The sequence below is a fragment of the Halalkalibacter alkalisediminis genome, from assembly GCF_028610705.1.
GTDB lineage: Bacteria > Bacillota > Bacilli > Bacillales > Bacillaceae_D > Halalkalibacter > Halalkalibacter alkalisediminis.
In genome coordinates this window covers 140093-157406 of record NZ_JAQQWT010000006.1, presented here as the reverse complement: position 1 = coordinate 157406, position 17314 = coordinate 140093, and the positions used below count along the sequence as shown (strand labels likewise).

Below are 17314 nucleotides of genomic sequence, written 5' to 3'. Positions count from 1 at the left end.
ATACAATTTCGCTTGTTAGTTATTTGGTCGCACCCAAACAACTATAACCGCACAGAACAGGTTTTAAACGACATTTGTCTACCTAGGATGGCGAGTCTGAGTATATGAGGAGGTGCAAGTATGTACGCAATTATTGAAACTGGTGGTAAGCAAATCAAGGTTCAAGAAGGCCAAGAAATCTACATCGAAAAATTAGACGCAGAAGCTGGTGAAACAGTTAGCTTCGATAACGTTTTATTCGTAGGTGGCGATGATGTTAAAGTTGGTGCTCCTTTCGTAGAAGGCGCTACTGTAACGGCGAAAGTTGAAAAACACGGTCGTCAAAAGAAAATCATCGTTTGGAAAATGAAAGCTAAAAAGAACTACCGTCGTAAGCAAGGTCATCGTCAACCTTACACGAAAGTGGTAATCGAAAAGATTAACGGCTAATCGGATGATTACGGTTGAGATTTCACGTAACGACAAAAAGAACATTGTCTCTTTTACGATGAGTGGACATGCTGACTCTGGTCCGCATGGTCATGATCTCGTTTGTGCTGGGGCTTCAGCTGTTTCTTTTGGCTCTGTCAATGCGATCGCTACAGTTTGTGGTGTAGAGCTTGATATAGAGATGGAAGAAGATGGTGGCTTTCTCCGCTGTTATGTTCCAAACGGTTTGGATGATGTAACATTTGAGAAAGTCCAACTTCTTCTTGAAGGGATGTTAGTATCCCTCCAGTCGATCGCTGAAGAATACAGCAGTTATATTCAAGTCAACGATATAATCGGGAGGTGAATTCCATGTTAAAAATGAACCTTCAATTTTTCGCATCGAAAAAAGGGGTAGGTAGTACAAAGAACGGTCGTGACTCTCAGTCTAAGCGTCTAGGCGCTAAACGTGCTGACGGTCAAACTGTAACAGGTGGATCAATCTTAGTACGCCAACGCGGAACACGCGTATATCCTGGTGTGAACGTAGGTAAAGGTGGAGACGATACACTATTTGCGAAAGTAGACGGCGTTGTGAAATACGAGCGTGTTGGTCGTGATCGCAAACAAGTGAGCGTATACCCTGCAGCTCAATAATTTATGAGAGCTCTTTAGCAGCGAAAGCTGTTGAAGGGCTTTTTTGTTTGTTTTTTATGCGAGAAGATGCCAAGTTGCTAGTAACGCCAGTCAAGTCGCAAATAGCTGAGAGAAAGTGACGACTAAAAGAGCTCAACTCGCGAATAAAAATGGAGTCGCGAATATAATTGAAAAGTCGCGATTGTTTGTCAGAAGTCGCTAATAAAAGTTAAACACGCCTTTCAACTTCCTCTTAGCTACTACCCAATTTTGATGATTCATAGTATAGTTAACTAGTTAATTCGTTTTACGAAATAAAAGCGTAGAGGTGATCAATCAAATGAAAGCTTTTGTAAATGGAACGGTGATGACTGGGACAGGGGAAAAGATCGAGGCAGGCAAGGTGTTGATCAATGAAGGCAAGATCGTGAATATTGGAAAAGATATTGTGATCCCATCTGATGCAAAAATCGTTGATGTGACAGGAAAATATGTGACTCCAGGGTTAATTGATGTACATACGCATTTAGGTGTTTTCTCGGAAGGACTTGGTCAAGCTGGTCATGACTTCAATGAGACGACGGATGCAGCGACTCCTTACATTCGAGCGATTGATGGGATTAATCCGTTTGATCGTGGCTTTGAAGATGCACGAATGGCTGGTGTGACAACAGTACAAATCATGCCAGGAAGTGCGAATGTGATTGGAGGAGAAATGTCGATCGTCAAAACAAGTGGAACGGTTGTTGATGAGATGATCGTCAAATCACCATCAGGAATGAAAGCGGCTTTTGGTGAAAATCCTAAACGTGTTCATGGGGGAAAAGGAAAGCTGCCGGTCACACGAATGGGTGTAGCCGCTTTGTTTCGTCAACAATTCATGAAAGCACAAGACTACAAAAAGAGCTTAGAAGCGGGTGTTGTGAAAACGCGTGATTTAGGAATGGAGCAATTAGTTAAAGTATTAAATAAAGAAATTCCATTACGTGCACATGCCCACCGTGCGGATGACATTGCTACACTTCTAAGGCTTATCAAAGAATTTGATATCGAGGCAACGATTGAGCATTGTACAGAAGGACACCTCATCACAGCCTTTATAGCTAAGCATGATGTACGCGTTTCAGTCGGACCAACGATGACGTCGCGCACGAAGCAAGAACTAAATAATAAAGGATGGCATACGCTTGTGGAGCTAGAAAAGCATGGAATTCCGTTCTCCATTACAACCGATCATCCAGTCGTAACGATTGACCATCTCATTACATCCGCCATAACAGCAGTCAAGTTTGGTTTATCAGAAGATGCAGCCTTTAAGGCCATTACGATTCGAGCAGCTGAACATTTAGGCATCGAAGAGCAAGTGGGGTCTCTCTCTCAAGGAAAGGATGCCGATCTCGTCATTTGGAGTGATCATCCATTTTCTTCGACAGCCACGGTTGAACATACGTTTATAAATGGGAAAAGTGTTTATACTGAATAAGGGATAGAGGGTCGTTTTGCGTCTTCTTAAATGGAATAAAATTAGAAGGCGTATGATCCTCTTAATGGACGGAAATAGAAAGGAAGTTACTCGTGAGTAAAATAGAACGCGAAAAGTTAAAGCGCTTGCAAGAGTGCGCCGCTGATGCTAATAACGAGCATGAACAAAAAAAATTAATGACAGAATTAGCGATTCTAACAGAGCGTGAGCGAATCCAAGCAAAAGAAAAATAAGTAGGTAGGAGAGTGAGAAGAATGAAACTAACGGTCGTTGGATATTGGCATGGTTACCCTGAAAAAGGTGAAGCCACTTCTGGGTTTTTGTTAGAGGAAGATGAAGTGAAGTTGTTACTTGATTGTGGGAGTGGTGTGTTATCCAATGTGCAATCTTACTGTGCCGTGACGGACCTTGATGGGATCGTTCTTTCTCATTATCATCACGACCATCAAGCAGATATCGGCCCTTATCAATATGCACGCATTGTCAATAAGGGGATGGGAGTCGAGATGAAGGAAGCAACGATTTATGGTCATCAGGATGATCAAGCGGGTTTTAGTAAGCTAAGCTATCAAAATGTCGTTAAATCACAAGCATATCAAGAGCATTCACCGTTAAAGATAGGTCCTTTTACTTTTATATTTAAGAAAACCACTCACCCTGTACCCTGCTATGCGATGAGAATCGAAAGCAGAGGGAAAACGATCGTTTACACAGCTGACTCTAGTTTTTTTCCGGAATTAGCCACTTTTTCAAAAGGAGCAGATCTCCTCATTGCCGAATGCAGTGGTTATGAAGGGGAGCAGATCGCTCAGTATGGCCATATGACGAGCGAGGCAGTTGGTCAATTGGCTAAACAAGCGCAACCAACTAAGCTCATTTTAAGCCATCTTCCACATAAGGGGGATCATGAGCAATTACGTCAAGAAGTGGCCAAGCACTTTTTTGGAGAAGTCACCCTTGCACGCTCCGGACTACAAATCAGATTATAGTCTACACGTTTATCCTCACTTCAAACCATTAGGGAGAAGCCTCTTCCTCTCATCACCTCTCCTTATTTACAAATTCTTAACAAACCGCTAGAAATCGTGCTACGACTAAGCTCGTAGCTTTTGTGCATTAATAATGATAGAAGGATTAGAAAAAAAGTATTTGTATATATAAGTATATACTTATATAATAAAACCAGATTAAAGAAAGGGCTGACAAAATATGAGCAAAACGATGTCTTCAATTGAAATTGCTGCAGCGGCTAAAGTATTAAAGCTGTTGGGGGATAAAACTCGACTGGCGATGATGGCGATGCTGTCTGAAGACGAATGCTGTGTCTGTGAATTTGTTGAACTTTTTCAAATGAGTCAGCCTTCTGTCAGTCAACATTTACGAAAGCTACGAGATGTGGGCCTCGTGGAAGAAAAAAGAAAGGGTCAATGGATCTTCTATCGTGTTAACAAGACCCATGAGACATACGTGCTCATAGAAAGCTTACTTCAACATATTCCAAGTCAGAAAGAGAAATTAAAGGACTTGGAGCAACGTGGACTCCGGGTTTCATGTTGTGATTAATTAAGAGAATAGGAGTGGAGGATTTGTCTCAAGTTATATTGGCATCTCTCATTTTCCTTTTTACGCTCGTCCTTGTCATTTGGCAACCTAGAGGCTTATCAATAGGCTGGTCAGCGTCGATTGGGGCAGTGCTAGCTCTAGCCGTCGGTGTGGTTGATTTTGGTGATGTGGTGACCGTAACAGGAATTGTATGGAATGCGACGTTAACATTTGTAGCTATTATTATTATCTCTTTAATTTTAGATGAGATTGGATTTTTTGAATGGTCGGCCTTGCATATGGCTAGGTTCGCAAAGGGAAACGGGGTTAAGATGTTCCTTTATGTATCGGTCCTTGGAGCGATCGTTGCAGCCTTATTTGCCAATGATGGTGCCGCTCTTATTTTAACCCCCATTGTTTTAGCAATGGTGCGCGCGCTTCGCTTTAAAGAAGCTATGGTTCTTCCGTTCATTATGGCAAGTGGATTTATTGCTGATACGACATCATTGCCTTTACTTGTTAGTAATTTAGTCAACATTGTGTCGGCTGATTTCTTCGGAATTGGGTTTGTCGAGTACGCATCGCGAATGATTGTTCCTAACTTCTTTGCACTAGGAGCAAGCATCCTTGTTTTATATTTGTATTTCCGCAAAGACATTCCAAAAAACTATGATATGGGTCAATTAAAACAACCAGTTGAAGCAATCAAAGATCCAAAGTTGTTTAAGTTGTCGTGGTATATTTTAGCCGTACTCCTAATCGGATACTTTGTCAGTGAGTTTATTCATATACCTGTATCGTTTGTGGCGATGCCGATTGCGGTTGTCTTTTATTTCATCTTTCGTTCGGTCAGTGCAAAGAACAAACAACTAAGTTCTGCAGGGATCATCAGAGACGCTCCATGGGCGATAGTCGTCTTTTCTATCGGGATGTATGTTGTCGTTTATGGCCTTCGTAATGTCGGGTTAACGGATATGCTCGCAACTGTTATTGAAGGAGCAGCGAACCAAGGTTTATTCGTTGGAACCATTTCAATGGGCTTCATTGCAGCGATTCTATCATCCATCATGAACAACATGCCAACCGTTATGATTAATGCATTAGCCATCTCCGAAACGGCTACGACGGGAGCGATGAGGGAAGCCTTAATCTATGCCAATGTGATTGGTTCGGATTTAGGTCCAAAGATTACACCAATTGGTTCATTAGCTACCTTGCTCTGGTTACACGTCCTCGCTCAAAAGGGGATGAAGATTTCATGGGGCTATTACTTTAAGGTCGGTATTATTTTAACAATTCCAACGTTATTCATCACACTTGTTGGACTCTATCTCTGGTTAGTCATTATTCTCTAATAAAAACATATAAAAGGAGCAATTATCATGTCAAAACCAATTATTTATTTCTTATGTACAGGAAACTCTTGCCGTAGCCAAATGGCAGAAGGCTGGGGAAAGAAGCACCTTGGTGATAAGTACGATGTTTATTCTGCAGGAATTGAAGCACACGGTGTGAATCCAAATGCCGTAAAAGCAATGGCTGAAGTTGGGGTCGATATCTCAAACCAAACATCGGATACGATTGACCCTGAAATTTTGAAAAAAGCAGATTTAGTGGTTACACTTTGCGGCCATGCTAATGACGTTTGTCCAGCAACACCACCGAACAAAGAACGTGAACATTGGGGCTTTGATGACCCAGCAAAAGCAGAAGGAACAGAAGAAGAGAAATGGGCGTTCTTCCAACGTGTTCGTGATGAGATCGGTGAACGCATTCACACGTTTGCTGAAACAGGGAAATAAGAACATTCGATTACGGGGCTAGTCCCCGTTTTTCCATATCCATAAGGAGGCTTTCATGATGACGAAAATTAGAATCTATGATCCCGCCATGTGTTGCGATACAGGAGTTTGTGGACCAAGTGTGGATCCGGAGTTAACAAGAGTGGCAACAGCCATTTTTATGTTAGAAAAAGAAACGATTGATATTGCTCGCTTTAATTTAGCAACTGATCCGAAAGCATTTGTTGATGAAACGCAAATTCAACAGCTGTTACATGCAGAGGGAGTAGAGGCGCTTCCAGTTATTATCGTTAATGATAAAATTAAATTAAAAGGACAATACCCAACGAATGAACAATTAGCGGAGTGGGCGAATGTGCCTTTGGACGTCCTCACGAAACAACCGAGTAAGTCCAAAGGAATTGAATTGCTATGAGTTCACGTTTTCAACCACATTCAGACACCGTGACTCCATTCTTATTTTTTACAGGAAAAGGGGGGGTTGGCAAAACTTCAACGGCTTGTGCGACTGCAGTTGCTCTAGCAGAAGAAGGGAAAAAGGTCTTGATTGTCAGCACCGATCCGGCCTCAAACTTACAAGATGTGTTTGATCAAGAGATCGGGTATGAAACGACAAAGATCACAGCAATACCGGGACTAGTTGCCATTAATTTGGATCCAGAAGAAGCGGCTAATGCTTACCGTGAGAAGATAGTCGGTCCATTCCGAGACAAGCTTCCAGCAGTCGTTGTGACACAAATGGAAGAGCAACTTTCTGGTGCATGTACAGTAGAGATTGCCGCCTTTGATGAGTTCGCCACCATTTTAACGAACCCTGAGCGAACCACTGCCTATGATCATATTATCTTTGATACAGCACCAACGGGTCATACGCTTCGTTTGCTACAGCTTCCTACCGCTTGGTCGAGCTTCCTTGAGGATAGTACCCACGGTGCGTCGTGCTTAGGACCTCTTTCTGGCCTGGCTGAAAAAAGGGCTCTTTATACAGATGCCGTTAACGCACTAGCTAATGCAGAGGAAACGACGCTTGTGCTAGTTTCTAGACCGGATGAATCGGCGTTAAAGGAAGCGAGTCGTGCCGCTAACGAATTAAAAGAAGTCGGTTTGACGAATCAATGGTTACTTCTGAATGGAATTTTAGAGCAGTATGTACAAGAAGACCCCATATCTACAGCTCTTTATGAGAGGCAGCAACATGCTTTAATGAACATGCCAGAAGACGTAAAGTTGATGAAAACATTTGAGCTTCCATATGTCCCTTATCAACTGACAGGTTCTGATGCGTTACGTGCTTTCTTTAAAGGTGAACCTTTTCATCCAGATGTAGATCAAGAAGAAACATTCACAGACCTGCCTACTTTAAAAGCCGTCACCGATCAACTTGGCACTAAAAAAAGCGGAGTTATTTTAACAATGGGCAAAGGTGGTGTCGGTAAAACAACCGTTGCCGCTTCTGTTGCGATTGCGTTAGCCGAACAAGGACATTCTGTGCATTTAACGACAACTGACCCAGCTGAGCATCTCTCATTTGTTCTCGAAGGAACAGAAGCGAAGGGAAGTTTAACGGTAAGCCACATTGATCCGAAAAAAGAAGTCGAAGCCTATACAGAAGAAGTGTTAGCGAAATCTGCAGATACACTAGATGAAAATGGGTTAGCCTATTTAAAAGAAGACTTAAGCTCGCCATGTACGGAAGAAATCGCTGTTTTCCGCGCTTTTGCTGACGTCGTCGATCAAGCAAGTGATTCGTTTGTTGTCATTGACACTGCCCCTACTGGCCACACTTTGTTGTTGTTAGATGCAGCGCAGTCATACCATAAGGAGATCGAACGATCAACAGGAGAGGTTCCAGAGTCTGTCTCAAAGCTATTACCAAGACTGAGAAACAGTGAGGAAACGGACGTTATCATCGTTACTTTGCCAGAAGCGACTCCCGTTCATGAGGCCAAGCGACTACAGGATGATTTAGCGCGAGCAGACATTACACCAATCTGGTGGGTAATCAACCAATGTTTCTCTGCAACCAATATAGCAGATCCAATATTAAAGCAACGCTCACAATCTGAACAAAAGTGGATTCAGCTTGTTTCTGAAGCACATGCTAGTCAAGCGGCTGTGATTCCTTGGCAACCAGCCGGACTGGTTGGGTATGAGCACTTAAAAAAATTAACAAACTAAAAACGTCTGTTTTAAAAGTGAAGCAGGTTCAGTTTGGAGAGAAAACGTTATAACATGACAATTAGCTATATATTATAGTCAATCGAAAACGCCCGGATCTCATATGTGTGATGAAATCCGAGCGTTTTTAGTAAATCTATTTTATACTTCTTTCTCTGTTCGTTGGTTTTTTGTCTTATTATATATACCTAACTGTATTGTTTTGAACAATCTTCTTATCAATGATTCCATTTGTAATGGCATTAAACTATAAACCAATAACCAAATTTTCATTGGTGGTTTCCTTAGCCAAAAAGGCAAAAAACCTAAGTCAGGACAAGTAAGATTCTCAGAAAAATTTTTGATTTTTGTACTTCTTCATTAAACATCTATCCTTATTGATTTGAAGCTATTATGTACAATCTTAAAATCTCCCTCTAAAAAATTAATCTAGTTTTGCCACCCCAAGAGCAAGGTTCTCCCAAAGGATTCTTTCAACTTTATCTACTTGATCTTTAGTGCAGTTTACAACTAAAACGATTTCAGATTTTTTTCCTCGAATAAGTCTTTTTCGTTTGTGGACCACTTTAAATAAGATGTAATCAATCATAAAGCCGAGAATGAAACCAGTGGCTGCACCAATTAAACCCCAATAGATAGGACACAACTCTAGTATAAAACCAACACTCGCCCCGATGACAGAAAAGGCGGTCCCGATTGCTGCCCCTTTGTCAAATAGACTTACCCCATCCGCGCGATGGAGTGTATCCATCAAGCGTCTATCTTCTACTCGATTTTCAAGTGGAACCGCTAAAATCGCTTCTTTTTCAATTCCTATTTGCTCTAACGCTGTAATGCATAATTCTAAATAAGAAGAGTGTTCAAACGTTGAAAAAGTTTGCATGTATCCAATTCCTCACGTTTCCTTGGCCATTTTCACACGGTACTTTTGGTAGTTTGTTTTCAGGTATTTTCTTTGCTCACTTTCAAACAGTTTGTTATTTTCAACTGTATTTACATAAGAATCATAAACAGCAAATCCGACATGAGAAGGGATGAACAGTAACCACTGTGGATCAAGTACTTGTGTTGCTTCAGCGATGTCTCCTAAAAAAAGATATTGAACGGCAACGAGAAGATTGGAATAATAAACAAATACAATCGTCCAAGCAGTTGTAAATAATGCTGTAATCACACGATGAACGTAAAGTTGGCCTAACCCAGGAGTAAACAGTGACCATATTGCAGCCATTATCGGTCTCCTTTTATCTAAATAATTGATTTCCAAAGCCCCTATACTATAAGTGTTAAAGTCAGCATTTTCTCGTTCAGCAAGTACATACACTTTATTCATATCAACAGCCGTTCGGTAGCTATCCCAAATCGCAAATAAATAGACAGGGATGTACAGCAAGAACCATTTTGGATCGAGAACTTCTTTAGCCATATCGATGTTTCCGGTAAAAGAATAGACCATGGAAAGGTTCAGATGGGTCATGCTATTAATGAGTATCTCCCAAATAAACAGGGTGAAGCCCCTAAGGTATTTGGATAAAAGAAGATGACCGAATCCTGGAAAGGCTGCTGACCACCAAGCAATAATATAGGGATTACGTAAGTGCAATTGTGTTGTTCCGAAAATACTTACATAGGCTTTATATCGTCGTTCCTGATTGGTTGGTTTGAAATTATTCACGTGTATTACCTCATTGTCAGTCGTGAAATTCTTTTAAGTAGTATTTACTATTTTCACCTTTAAATACGAAGTAGCTATCTCCATTACTTCCTACCGTATTTCATTAAAACTCTATCTAAATTAGAACAGATACTCTTGTTCTTCATCAAAAAAAATTGATGTTAATTCACTTGTAAAATAAAGGAAGATTAAAGTATAATAAAACCAAGTAAGTTTGATGGAGGAGGAACCTATGCAAATTCCTATACGATTTGAAAATAAAAGTAAAAATAGCATGTTCGACCCAAAATATTACGAACAGAAATTCAAAGCGCTAGCAGATGAAAAGCGCTTGACTTTGCTCAATGAACTTTGTGTTCGCGGACAAACCTGTGTCTGTGATTTAACTGAAATTCTTGACATTCCTCAGTCTAAATTATCTTATCACCTTAAGATCTTATTGGACGCTAAGTTTATTGTTCGTGAAAAAAGAGGACAGTGGAATTATTATCAACTAAATGAAGCGACAATCGATGACATTTTATCAGAGCAACTTTGTTGTGTCTTAAGACCACGTTCATAAAAATGAGCTGCTAGTAAAGGAGGAACCTTTACTAGCAGCTTTTTTTGATGATTAACTAGTAGAGGGGCTAAAGAAATCACTCATGACTTCTTTTTTCGTTTAACGACCCATACGGCTAAACTAATACAGACGATGAAAAAAAGTGCAAAGGTGATGGCTAGTAGGATATCAGGAGTTGACGAAAGCAATGTAGAGCCCTCCTTAATTAGTAAGTTATATTCTATTTTTGGAGGAATCGTTAAAATTTATACGGATATTCAAAGCTAAGAAGAGGTAATGGAATGATGGTCTATCTCTAAAGGAACTTAATTACACATGAACAAGCTTTTTGACTAGGAGCGTCCTATGTATGTAAATAACCATCTAAGCAAACCAGGTATCGGACCTACGAGTGAATGAACAAAGTCTGCAGCTTATTCAGAGAATAGGTTTAGCGAAGCCAGCTGGACATTAATTGAAAAGGAGGTATCATTCGTGATGCCCCTTTTTGGGTTGTATTTCCAAGAGCATAAAACAAGAGTTATTTTCTAAACATTCATTTGATTTAGTGTAATTGCAACATTAAGTCTAGGAGATTTTATGACTATTTTACTGAAAGAAGAGAATATGAGAGAAAATAATAGGTTTTAAGAGATTTGCAATGATGATATACGCTTACATGGTGGTTTGAAGTTTTTATAGATGATGGTAAGATACCTTTGTTAACAACGGACCCCGACTTTTGTGAGAGTCAAAAGTCGAATAAAAAACTAAATATGGAAAGAGGTGTTAGATTGAATATTCAATCTATTAAACAAGAATGGTTTGGAAATGTGAGAGGCGACGTAATGGCCGGACTTGTCGTTGCTCTTGCGCTCATTCCAGAAGCGATTGCCTTTTCGATCATTGCGGGTGTAGATCCAATGGTTGGGCTTTATGCTTCATTTTGTATCGCCGTAGCCATTGCTTTTGTAGGTGGTCGTCCTGGGATGATTTCTGCCGCAACAGGTGCAATGGCGCTATTAATGGTAACTCTTGTAGCTGATCATGGTCTGCAGTATTTACTTGCTGCAACCATCCTTACGGGTGTGTTCCAAATTCTATTTGGCGTGTTTAAGCTAGCAAGGATTATGAAATTTGTCCCACGTTCGGTCATGGTTGGTTTCGTTAATGCGTTAGCTATTTTAATCTTCATGGCTCAGTTCGAGCAATTTGAGGGCGCTACATGGATCATGTTTGCTCTAGTTGCTGCAACGCTATTTATCATTTACGGATTACCGAGAATTACAAAAGCTGTACCTTCAGCACTAGCGGCAATTGTGTTAATTACAGCAGTTGTAATCTTTATGGGAATTGATATTCGTACAGTAGGCGATATGGGAGCATTGACTCAAGCGTTACCTATGTTCTTAATCCCTGAAATTCCTTTAAATCTAGAAACTTTAATGATTATTCTTCCTTATTCATTGGCTTTAGCCATTGTTGGTTTACTTGAATCGCTCTTAACGGCTAATATCGTTGATGATATGACAGATACAGAGAGTGATAAGAATAAAGAAAGCCGTGGACAAGGGATTGCCAATATTGTATCAGGATTCTTTGGAGGAATGGCTGGTTGTGCGATGATCGGTCAGTCAGTTATTAATGTAAAATCAGGCGGTAATGGTCGATTATCTGCATTAGTTGCTGGGGTCTTCCTTATGTTCTTAATATTAGTATTAGGTGGACTCGTTGTTCAAATTCCTATGGCAGCATTAGTAGGTGTTATGTTCATGGTCGCATTCAGTACATTTGATTGGGGCTCTGTCCGTAACATCCATAAGTTACCACGAACGGATGCAATTGTAATGGTTGTTACCGTTGCGACAGTTGTATTTACGCATAACTTAGCAATTGGTGTTTTTGCAGGGGTATTATTAAGTGCCATTTTCTTTGCTGCAAAAATTTCAAAGGTTCATGTAGAAAAAAGCTACATCAATCACTTAGATAAACAGGTATATAAAATTCATGGTCAAATCTTCTTTGCATCAGTTACTGACTTTGTGAACAAATTTGACTACAAAGAAGATGTAAAGAGCGTTGAGATTGACCTTTCAAATGCTCATCTTTGGGATGATTCAGCGATTGGTGCATTAGACAAAATAGAAAGTAAGTTTGAACAAAGCGGGATTACTGTTGAATTTGTTGGACTGAACTCTGAAAGTGAAAAGCTAAAAGACCGAATAGGTGGGTTATCGAAAGCATCTGGTCATTAATAAAAAACGAGCAGGAGATGAAATCTTCTGCTCGTTTTTTGTACTCTAATAGAGAGCGAACGAAACATTAATAAGAAGTTTATAAGAACAGCTTTACAAGAGTGCATTAGTTGATTAACATGAAGCTAATAAGAATCTATACATAAGGGGGTCCACCTATGTTTAAAAATATTTTACTAGCATCAGATGGTTCTTCACATTCCATTCGTGCTGCTGAGAAAGCTATTGCTTTAGCGAAGTTACATCAGTCAAACGTTGATCTTATCTACTCCATTGACGGATCAACATCAAAGTCTGATGTACTAGCCTATCAAAGCAAGTATGAAGTGGAAAGAAAGCGTAAAGAGAAGCTAGCTCCCGTTGTAGAATTGTTAGAAAAGGATGGTATTTCTTATCAAGTGCACATGATTCATGGCGATCCAGGACCTGCAATCGTTGATTTTGCCAATAAAGGCAACTATGATTGTGTTGTTGTTGGGAGCCGAGGGTTGAACAAGTTGCAGACGATGGTGCTAGGTAGTGTCAGTCATAAGATTGCTAAGCGTGTGGAAGTACCTGTCTTAATTGTAAAATAATAAGTGAGAGGATGAGTGTTCATTGACGCTCATCCTTTTTTATCCTAAATAAGAGGAGTCAAGCATTTAAACCAAGAAGTTACTAGGGATTGTTAATAAGGGCAAAAGGGAGTTGAAGAGTTGACTATTGTACGATTAGATGAAGATAAATACGTTGAAGCCATTCGTTTATCCGAATACGCCTTTCAATACAAAGTAACAGAAGACCAAATGGCCGAACGTCTTGAACGATTAAAAAAACACCATGAATTAATAGGAATTATAGAAGAAGATCAATTAGTGGCCAAGCTTCATTTTCTACCATTAACTATTTACATGAACAAAAAAGAAATCAAAATGGGAGGAATTGCCGGTGTTGCAACCTATCCAGAACATCGTAGAAAAGGCTATGTAAAAGAGATGCTTATTCATATACTCAAACAGATGAAAGAAGAGCATTACAGTGTATCCATGCTGTATCCATTTTCTGTTCCCTTTTACAGGGAGTATGGGTGGGAGCTTTTTTCAGATAAGCTGACCGTAACGATGGCTAAGTCAGATTTAAGGTTCGACAATGAAACGCAAGGAAAAATGAGACGCTATTCGAAAGAGCCACCTATTCATGTTTTAGCAGAAATTTACGAACAATACGCAATCAAGTTTACGGGCATGTTGGTCCGAGATCAGGATTGGTGGGATAAGGTTGTAAAAGATGAGCAAGTGGCGATCTACTATGATGCTGCTGAGAACGCAACAGGTTACCTTATTTACACGGTTATAGAAAAGAAAATGAAAGTAGAAGAAATGGTATCGCTGAACGCAGAAGCCAAAAGAGGGCTTTGGAATTATATTTGTCAGCATGATTCTATGATCAATGAACTTGAATTGATTACATATGAAAGAGAGCCACTTTTGTTTTCTTTGAAAGAACCAAGAGTGAAAAGAGAGGTCACCCCTTATTTTATGGCTCGAATTGTGGATGTTGAGATGTTCTTAAGTGAGTATTCTTTTAATTGGAGCAATCAGAGTGATAATGTGGTTTTAGAAGTCACCGATGTGTATGCACCTTGGAACAATCACTGCTTCTTAGTGGGGAAGAGTGGAATTTCTATTCTAGAGCAAGATCAGGTTGAGGAAGAAAAGGTGATTAAGCTCTCTATCAATGCTCTAACGGCTATGTTATTTGGCTATCAAAGACCAGAAGAGTTGGCTAAGATTGATCATATCCAAAGCACGGAAGTAGAATTGAACAAGCTAGAACTGATGATTCCTCATAGGAAACCATTTTTTTATGATTTCTTTTAGATTACAATTACAGCAGACCGAATGATTCAATAAAAAGCTGGTGTAACGGATTACGTTCCTCCAGCTTCTTTCGATTCCTCTTTTTTGTTTCCTAAAGACAACAGTAAAATCGAAACAATCAAAATGATAGCCCCAGTTGTATTTTGGATAGTCAGTTCAATCGGGAAAAACGGAAACGAAATGATCGCAAGCAAAACGGGACTAAAAGCTCTCGATACATTTGCAATTGAAAAGCGTAAATACTTTAAGGCTTCATATAAGAAAATCGTACCAATAAAACCCGAAAAGAGCGAAGAGACCGCAATATAGCCCACTGCTTCTAGTGGATAATGACCATCAAATAACTGCCCCGAAATCAAAGCGTAAATAGTAATGAACACTAAAGTGGTACAGCTATTTGTAAACAGAATAGAGTTGGACGTTCTGTTTTCTGATAAGGTTTTTTTGATAAAGACATTGGTTAAAGCAAAGAAAAAAGTATAGAGAATGGCGATTACACTGCCGAGTAAATGGGCTTGATAATTACCACCTTTTTCAACAAATAAAAAAACGCCGGCTATGGCAAGCACAATAAAAATAATTTCTCTTCGTGAAAGTCGTTCTTTTAAAATAAAAACAGATAACAAAACGGCAAATACGGTGTAAAACCGGCCGATGAATCCTATTTCAACAGGTGTCAGTAAGTCCATACTAACAAATAAAAAAATCACGCCTAGTGAATTAAAAAGAGCTAACAATAACATATCTTTTTTAAAATAAAACTGTACTCTTTTCTTTGTGAATAGGCCGAGCAAATAGCTAGCAATAATAATCGTTAGCGCATTAATCATCGCAGCTTTTGCAGGCGAAATTTGTAATAAACCAAATTTGGAGAGTAAGGGACCAATCGCGACGGCTAAAACGGATAGTAGATTAAAAACATGTCCTCTCTGTGTATGACTCATGTGTTCCCCCTAAAATGAACCCGTCTATCTCTTTTGTGTAGAACTGAAGAAGTATTTTACTCTTGTTATTATATTCTTAGTGCTAGCTATTGAATAGGTTTTATTAAGAATTAGTACCTTTTATTGGCATATTTTCATGTGATATATTTGTAACTATCGTGTAAGGTTCGATGAACAAAGGCAGGTGGGATGAGAGTGGAGGAAGATTTGAATATAGATATGCCACAACTTTGCCCGCTAAGGAAATTTCTTTGAACTGTATCAAACAACAGGCTGGGTTCAAGTAGATATGTTTAATTAAGTTAGTGGGCTTTGGCAGAGTGATTTCTGATGGAGATTATCAATCATTTATCAGAGATATGATGGTCGGTCCCGATTATCAAAAACTAGGGATAGGCAGTTACATATTGAAAACTCTTATAGGAAATTTCAAGCAAAGTGGAATGAATGGAATTAACTATCTTGTGCAAAAGGAAAAATGAATTTCTACACGAAGCATGGTTTTCTGTTAGACCAATAGAGGGGCCAGGAATGCAAATGTTTCTTTGAATATAGTTTGTAAAAGTAAATAAAACAACTTTGGGATACATCGAATTAGAAGGAAATGAATAGTAAGTGTCAAAATTTAAGAAGGTTTCGTCATATACTACTTAAAAGAGCATCACTTTTAAAATGAAAAGGGGGGACTCCCTGATGAGTGAAATAGTTACATTCTTTCAACAAGAGACGTTTAGGGAGGCTGCACATAAAGTTATTCAGAAACACAAACAACTCATCCAAACGTGCATTCCAGGCGTAGAGATTAGACATATAGGAAGTACCGCTACAGAAGGGTTATTAACAAAAGGAGATGTTGATCTCCAAGTAAGGGTAGGAGACAAGCAGTTTAATAGGGCTAGAGTAGCTTTACTCGGGCTATATGAGTTGAATAGGGGGAGTTTTCAAACATCCTATTTTTGTGCGTTTGAGAAAATGGATGAACAACTTCCATTAGGCGTTCAATTAACTGTAAAGCATTCTGGAATTGATCATTTTTGGAAAGTAACGGAATTTTTTAAAGGGAATCCGACGTATATCCAATTATATAACGAGCTGAAGCGAAAGTATGAAGGGAAGGAAATGGAAGCTTATCGAAAAGAAAAAGCCGATTTCTTTCATCAAATATTTGCTACTAAGGAATATCAGGTACTTTCTAAACAGTTAGAGATTTATGATAAGGTGAAGTTTGTAAGAGGGGATCAATGTGTTCAAATTGAAGATACGTTTCATTTAGATCGTTTAGAGCTGTTAGAGTTAATTGAACAGATAATGAAAGATGATTCTCTTCAACAAATGACCTTAACGATTCAGGTTGATCGTCATTGTCCCCAAACGGTAGGTGACACTTTAGTAGATTACGGTTTCTACTTACAGGAAGAAAAACGTCAAGTCAAAAAAAACCTTTACAACGAGCGGGAAATGAAAGTGTATCGAAGAGAAAGTGAAAAAGGAGTTTATAATGAGGGTGTTTAAGGATAGAAGTCGTGCTTTTGACTTAGAGGAATTTTTGCGTAAGCCATTGTTTGCTCATCTTGCAACGGTTGAAGATGATATGCCGAAAGACTCTCCGCTTTGGTTCCATTGGGAGAAAGGATGTATTTGGATGATTGCTGACCCTAGCTATGATCGTTTTTCTAGAAGGGTAGAGAAACACTCGAAGTGTGCAATCGGGATTGTTGATTTTGTTCATTTGACTGGGAAAGTTTTGCATGCAGGTTTTCGCGGGAGCTCAACGGTTGAGCCTTTTGATCAGGCATTAGCTAAGCGATTATTAACTCGTTATGTAGGCTCAAATGAGGAAAATTGGGACCCGAGATTTAAACAGTTAAATGACCAAAACCAACTTGTTTGTTTTTTTCCAGATACTGTTGTCATCCGTGATCAATCCTTTACTCCATCCAATTCATTTAATAAATAGGTAAAAGACAGATTGACAAGAATTAGAAAAAGGA

At 39.4% G+C, this 17314-nt stretch carries 21 protein-coding genes and 1 other annotated feature; of the genes, 18 read left to right on the top strand and 3 right to left on the bottom strand.

Annotation, left to right across the window (positions count from 1 at the left end):
• Positions 1-35: 35 nt before the first annotated feature.
• Positions 36-108: a sequence feature (ribosomal protein L21 leader region), on the top strand.
• A gap of 12 nt (positions 109-120) precedes the next feature.
• The 11 genes from rplU (at position 121) to arsA (ending at position 8049) form a co-directional block, all read left to right on the top strand.
• Positions 121-429, top strand: a complete 309-nt coding sequence (gene rplU, locus PQ474_RS11535; protein ID WP_227936724.1) for a 50S ribosomal protein L21 — start codon at positions 121-123, stop codon at positions 427-429.
• 4 nt (positions 430-433) lie between these two features.
• Entirely contained in the window at positions 434-775 is a 342-nt protein-coding gene (locus PQ474_RS11530) for a ribosomal-processing cysteine protease Prp (RefSeq protein WP_273843241.1), read from the top strand.
• 5 nt (positions 776-780) lie between these two features.
• Positions 781-1065: a 50S ribosomal protein L27 gene (rpmA, locus tag PQ474_RS11525; protein ID WP_273843239.1), complete on the top strand. Its 285-nt coding sequence runs from the start codon at positions 781-783 to the stop codon at positions 1063-1065.
• A 319-nt stretch (positions 1066-1384) separates the two neighbouring features.
• Positions 1385-2527, top strand: coding sequence for an amidohydrolase (locus tag PQ474_RS11520; protein ID WP_273843237.1), 1143 nt, complete (start codon positions 1385-1387; stop codon positions 2525-2527).
• A 92-nt stretch (positions 2528-2619) separates the two neighbouring features.
• The gene (locus PQ474_RS11515) at positions 2620-2760 is read left to right on the top strand and encodes a hypothetical protein (protein WP_273843234.1); all 141 of its coding nucleotides are present in this window, start codon (positions 2620-2622) and stop codon (positions 2758-2760) included.
• A 21-nt stretch (positions 2761-2781) separates the two neighbouring features.
• Positions 2782-3516 (top strand): MBL fold metallo-hydrolase, encoded by a 735-nt coding sequence (locus PQ474_RS11510; protein ID WP_273843232.1) that lies wholly within the window; start codon positions 2782-2784, stop codon positions 3514-3516.
• A gap of 220 nt (positions 3517-3736) precedes the next feature.
• Positions 3737-4090, top strand: a complete 354-nt coding sequence (locus tag PQ474_RS11505; RefSeq protein WP_273843230.1) for an ArsR/SmtB family transcription factor — start codon at positions 3737-3739, stop codon at positions 4088-4090.
• Between the two features lie 23 nt (positions 4091-4113).
• Positions 4114-5424 (top strand): arsenic transporter, encoded by a 1311-nt coding sequence (locus tag PQ474_RS11500; RefSeq protein WP_273843227.1) that lies wholly within the window; start codon positions 4114-4116, stop codon positions 5422-5424.
• 27 nt (positions 5425-5451) lie between these two features.
• Positions 5452-5871 carry an arsenate reductase (thioredoxin) gene (arsC, locus tag PQ474_RS11495; RefSeq protein WP_273843225.1) on the top strand — a complete coding sequence of 140 codons (420 nt, stop codon included), beginning with the start codon at positions 5452-5454 and terminating at the stop codon, positions 5869-5871.
• A 58-nt stretch (positions 5872-5929) separates the two neighbouring features.
• Complete coding sequence (gene arsD, locus PQ474_RS11490) at positions 5930-6286, top strand: arsenite efflux transporter metallochaperone ArsD (RefSeq protein WP_273843222.1); 357 nt, start codon at positions 5930-5932, stop codon at positions 6284-6286.
• Positions 6283-8049, top strand: a complete 1767-nt coding sequence (gene arsA / locus PQ474_RS11485) for an arsenical pump-driving ATPase (protein WP_273843220.1) — start codon at positions 6283-6285, stop codon at positions 8047-8049. Before arsD ends, arsA begins: the two co-directional genes overlap by 4 nt.
• A gap of 424 nt (positions 8050-8473) precedes the next feature.
• Here the strand turns inward: arsA and PQ474_RS11480 are convergent, their stop codons facing one another.
• Positions 8474-8932 carry a hypothetical protein gene (locus PQ474_RS11480; RefSeq protein ID WP_273843219.1) on the bottom strand — a complete coding sequence of 153 codons (459 nt, stop codon included), beginning with the start codon at positions 8930-8932 and terminating at the stop codon, positions 8474-8476.
• Between the two features lie 12 nt (positions 8933-8944).
• A complete protein-coding gene (locus PQ474_RS11475; RefSeq protein WP_273843217.1) occupies positions 8945-9724 on the bottom strand; it encodes a hypothetical protein in 780 nt (259 codons plus the stop codon).
• Between the two features lie 232 nt (positions 9725-9956).
• On the opposite strand from PQ474_RS11475, the gene PQ474_RS11470 reads away from it, so the two are divergent.
• The 4 genes from PQ474_RS11470 to PQ474_RS11455 all read left to right on the top strand — a co-directional run bounded on the left by PQ474_RS11470 (position 9957) and on the right by PQ474_RS11455 (position 14379).
• Entirely contained in the window at positions 9957-10286 is a 330-nt protein-coding gene (locus tag PQ474_RS11470; protein WP_273843213.1) for an ArsR/SmtB family transcription factor, read from the top strand.
• A 773-nt stretch (positions 10287-11059) separates the two neighbouring features.
• Positions 11060-12520, top strand: coding sequence for a SulP family inorganic anion transporter (locus tag PQ474_RS11465; protein ID WP_273843211.1), 1461 nt, complete (start codon positions 11060-11062; stop codon positions 12518-12520).
• Positions 12521-12678: 158 nt separating this feature from the next.
• Positions 12679-13095, top strand: coding sequence for a universal stress protein (locus tag PQ474_RS11460; protein ID WP_273843209.1), 417 nt, complete (start codon positions 12679-12681; stop codon positions 13093-13095).
• Between the two features lie 120 nt (positions 13096-13215).
• Entirely contained in the window at positions 13216-14379 is a 1164-nt protein-coding gene (locus PQ474_RS11455) for a GNAT family N-acetyltransferase (protein WP_273843207.1), read from the top strand.
• 50 nt (positions 14380-14429) lie between these two features.
• Here PQ474_RS11455 and PQ474_RS11450 read toward each other — a convergent pair whose 3' ends face one another.
• Positions 14430-15323, bottom strand: a complete 894-nt coding sequence (locus PQ474_RS11450; protein ID WP_273843205.1) for a DMT family transporter — start codon at positions 15321-15323, stop codon at positions 14430-14432.
• A 359-nt stretch (positions 15324-15682) separates the two neighbouring features.
• On the opposite strand from PQ474_RS11450, the gene PQ474_RS26600 reads away from it, so the two are divergent.
• From PQ474_RS26600 to PQ474_RS11440, 3 genes are all read left to right on the top strand, one after another.
• The gene (locus PQ474_RS26600; protein WP_390185798.1) at positions 15683-15805 is read left to right on the top strand and encodes a GNAT family protein; all 123 of its coding nucleotides are present in this window, start codon (positions 15683-15685) and stop codon (positions 15803-15805) included.
• A gap of 211 nt (positions 15806-16016) precedes the next feature.
• The gene (locus PQ474_RS11445) at positions 16017-16835 is read left to right on the top strand and encodes a GrpB family protein (RefSeq protein ID WP_273843203.1); all 819 of its coding nucleotides are present in this window, start codon (positions 16017-16019) and stop codon (positions 16833-16835) included.
• Positions 16822-17280 (top strand): pyridoxamine 5'-phosphate oxidase family protein, encoded by a 459-nt coding sequence (locus PQ474_RS11440; protein ID WP_273843201.1) that lies wholly within the window; start codon positions 16822-16824, stop codon positions 17278-17280. Before PQ474_RS11445 ends, PQ474_RS11440 begins: the two co-directional genes overlap by 14 nt.
• Positions 17281-17314 lie beyond the last annotated feature (34 nt).

What these genes read in the sequence shown, in the direction of transcription:
- rplU (WP_227936724.1), top strand. Translation starts at nt 121, where the DNA reads ATGTACGCAATTATTGAAACTGGTGGTAAGCAAATCAAGGTTCAAGAA.
- PQ474_RS11530 (WP_273843241.1), top strand. Translation starts at nt 434, where the DNA reads ATGATTACGGTTGAGATTTCACGTAACGACAAAAAGAACATTGTCTCT.
- rpmA (WP_273843239.1), top strand. Translation starts at nt 781, where the DNA reads ATGTTAAAAATGAACCTTCAATTTTTCGCATCGAAAAAAGGGGTAGGT.
- PQ474_RS11520 (WP_273843237.1), top strand. Translation starts at nt 1,385, where the DNA reads ATGAAAGCTTTTGTAAATGGAACGGTGATGACTGGGACAGGGGAAAAG.
- PQ474_RS11510 (WP_273843232.1), top strand. Translation starts at nt 2,782, where the DNA reads ATGAAACTAACGGTCGTTGGATATTGGCATGGTTACCCTGAAAAAGGT.
- PQ474_RS11505 (WP_273843230.1), top strand. Translation starts at nt 3,737, where the DNA reads ATGAGCAAAACGATGTCTTCAATTGAAATTGCTGCAGCGGCTAAAGTA.
- arsC (WP_273843225.1), top strand. Translation starts at nt 5,452, where the DNA reads ATGTCAAAACCAATTATTTATTTCTTATGTACAGGAAACTCTTGCCGT.
- arsD (WP_273843222.1), top strand. Translation starts at nt 5,930, where the DNA reads ATGACGAAAATTAGAATCTATGATCCCGCCATGTGTTGCGATACAGGA.
- arsA (WP_273843220.1), top strand. Translation starts at nt 6,283, where the DNA reads ATGAGTTCACGTTTTCAACCACATTCAGACACCGTGACTCCATTCTTA.
- PQ474_RS11480 (WP_273843219.1), bottom strand. Translation starts at nt 8,932, where the DNA reads ATGCAAACTTTTTCAACGTTTGAACACTCTTCTTATTTAGAATTATGC.
- PQ474_RS11470 (WP_273843213.1), top strand. Translation starts at nt 9,957, where the DNA reads ATGCAAATTCCTATACGATTTGAAAATAAAAGTAAAAATAGCATGTTC.
- PQ474_RS11460 (WP_273843209.1), top strand. Translation starts at nt 12,679, where the DNA reads ATGTTTAAAAATATTTTACTAGCATCAGATGGTTCTTCACATTCCATT.
- PQ474_RS11450 (WP_273843205.1), bottom strand. Translation starts at nt 15,323, where the DNA reads ATGAGTCATACACAGAGAGGACATGTTTTTAATCTACTATCCGTTTTA.
- PQ474_RS26600 (WP_390185798.1), top strand. Translation starts at nt 15,683, where the DNA reads ATGATGGTCGGTCCCGATTATCAAAAACTAGGGATAGGCAGTTACATA.
- PQ474_RS11445 (WP_273843203.1), top strand. Translation starts at nt 16,017, where the DNA reads ATGAGTGAAATAGTTACATTCTTTCAACAAGAGACGTTTAGGGAGGCT.
- PQ474_RS11440 (WP_273843201.1), top strand. Translation starts at nt 16,822, where the DNA reads ATGAGGGTGTTTAAGGATAGAAGTCGTGCTTTTGACTTAGAGGAATTT.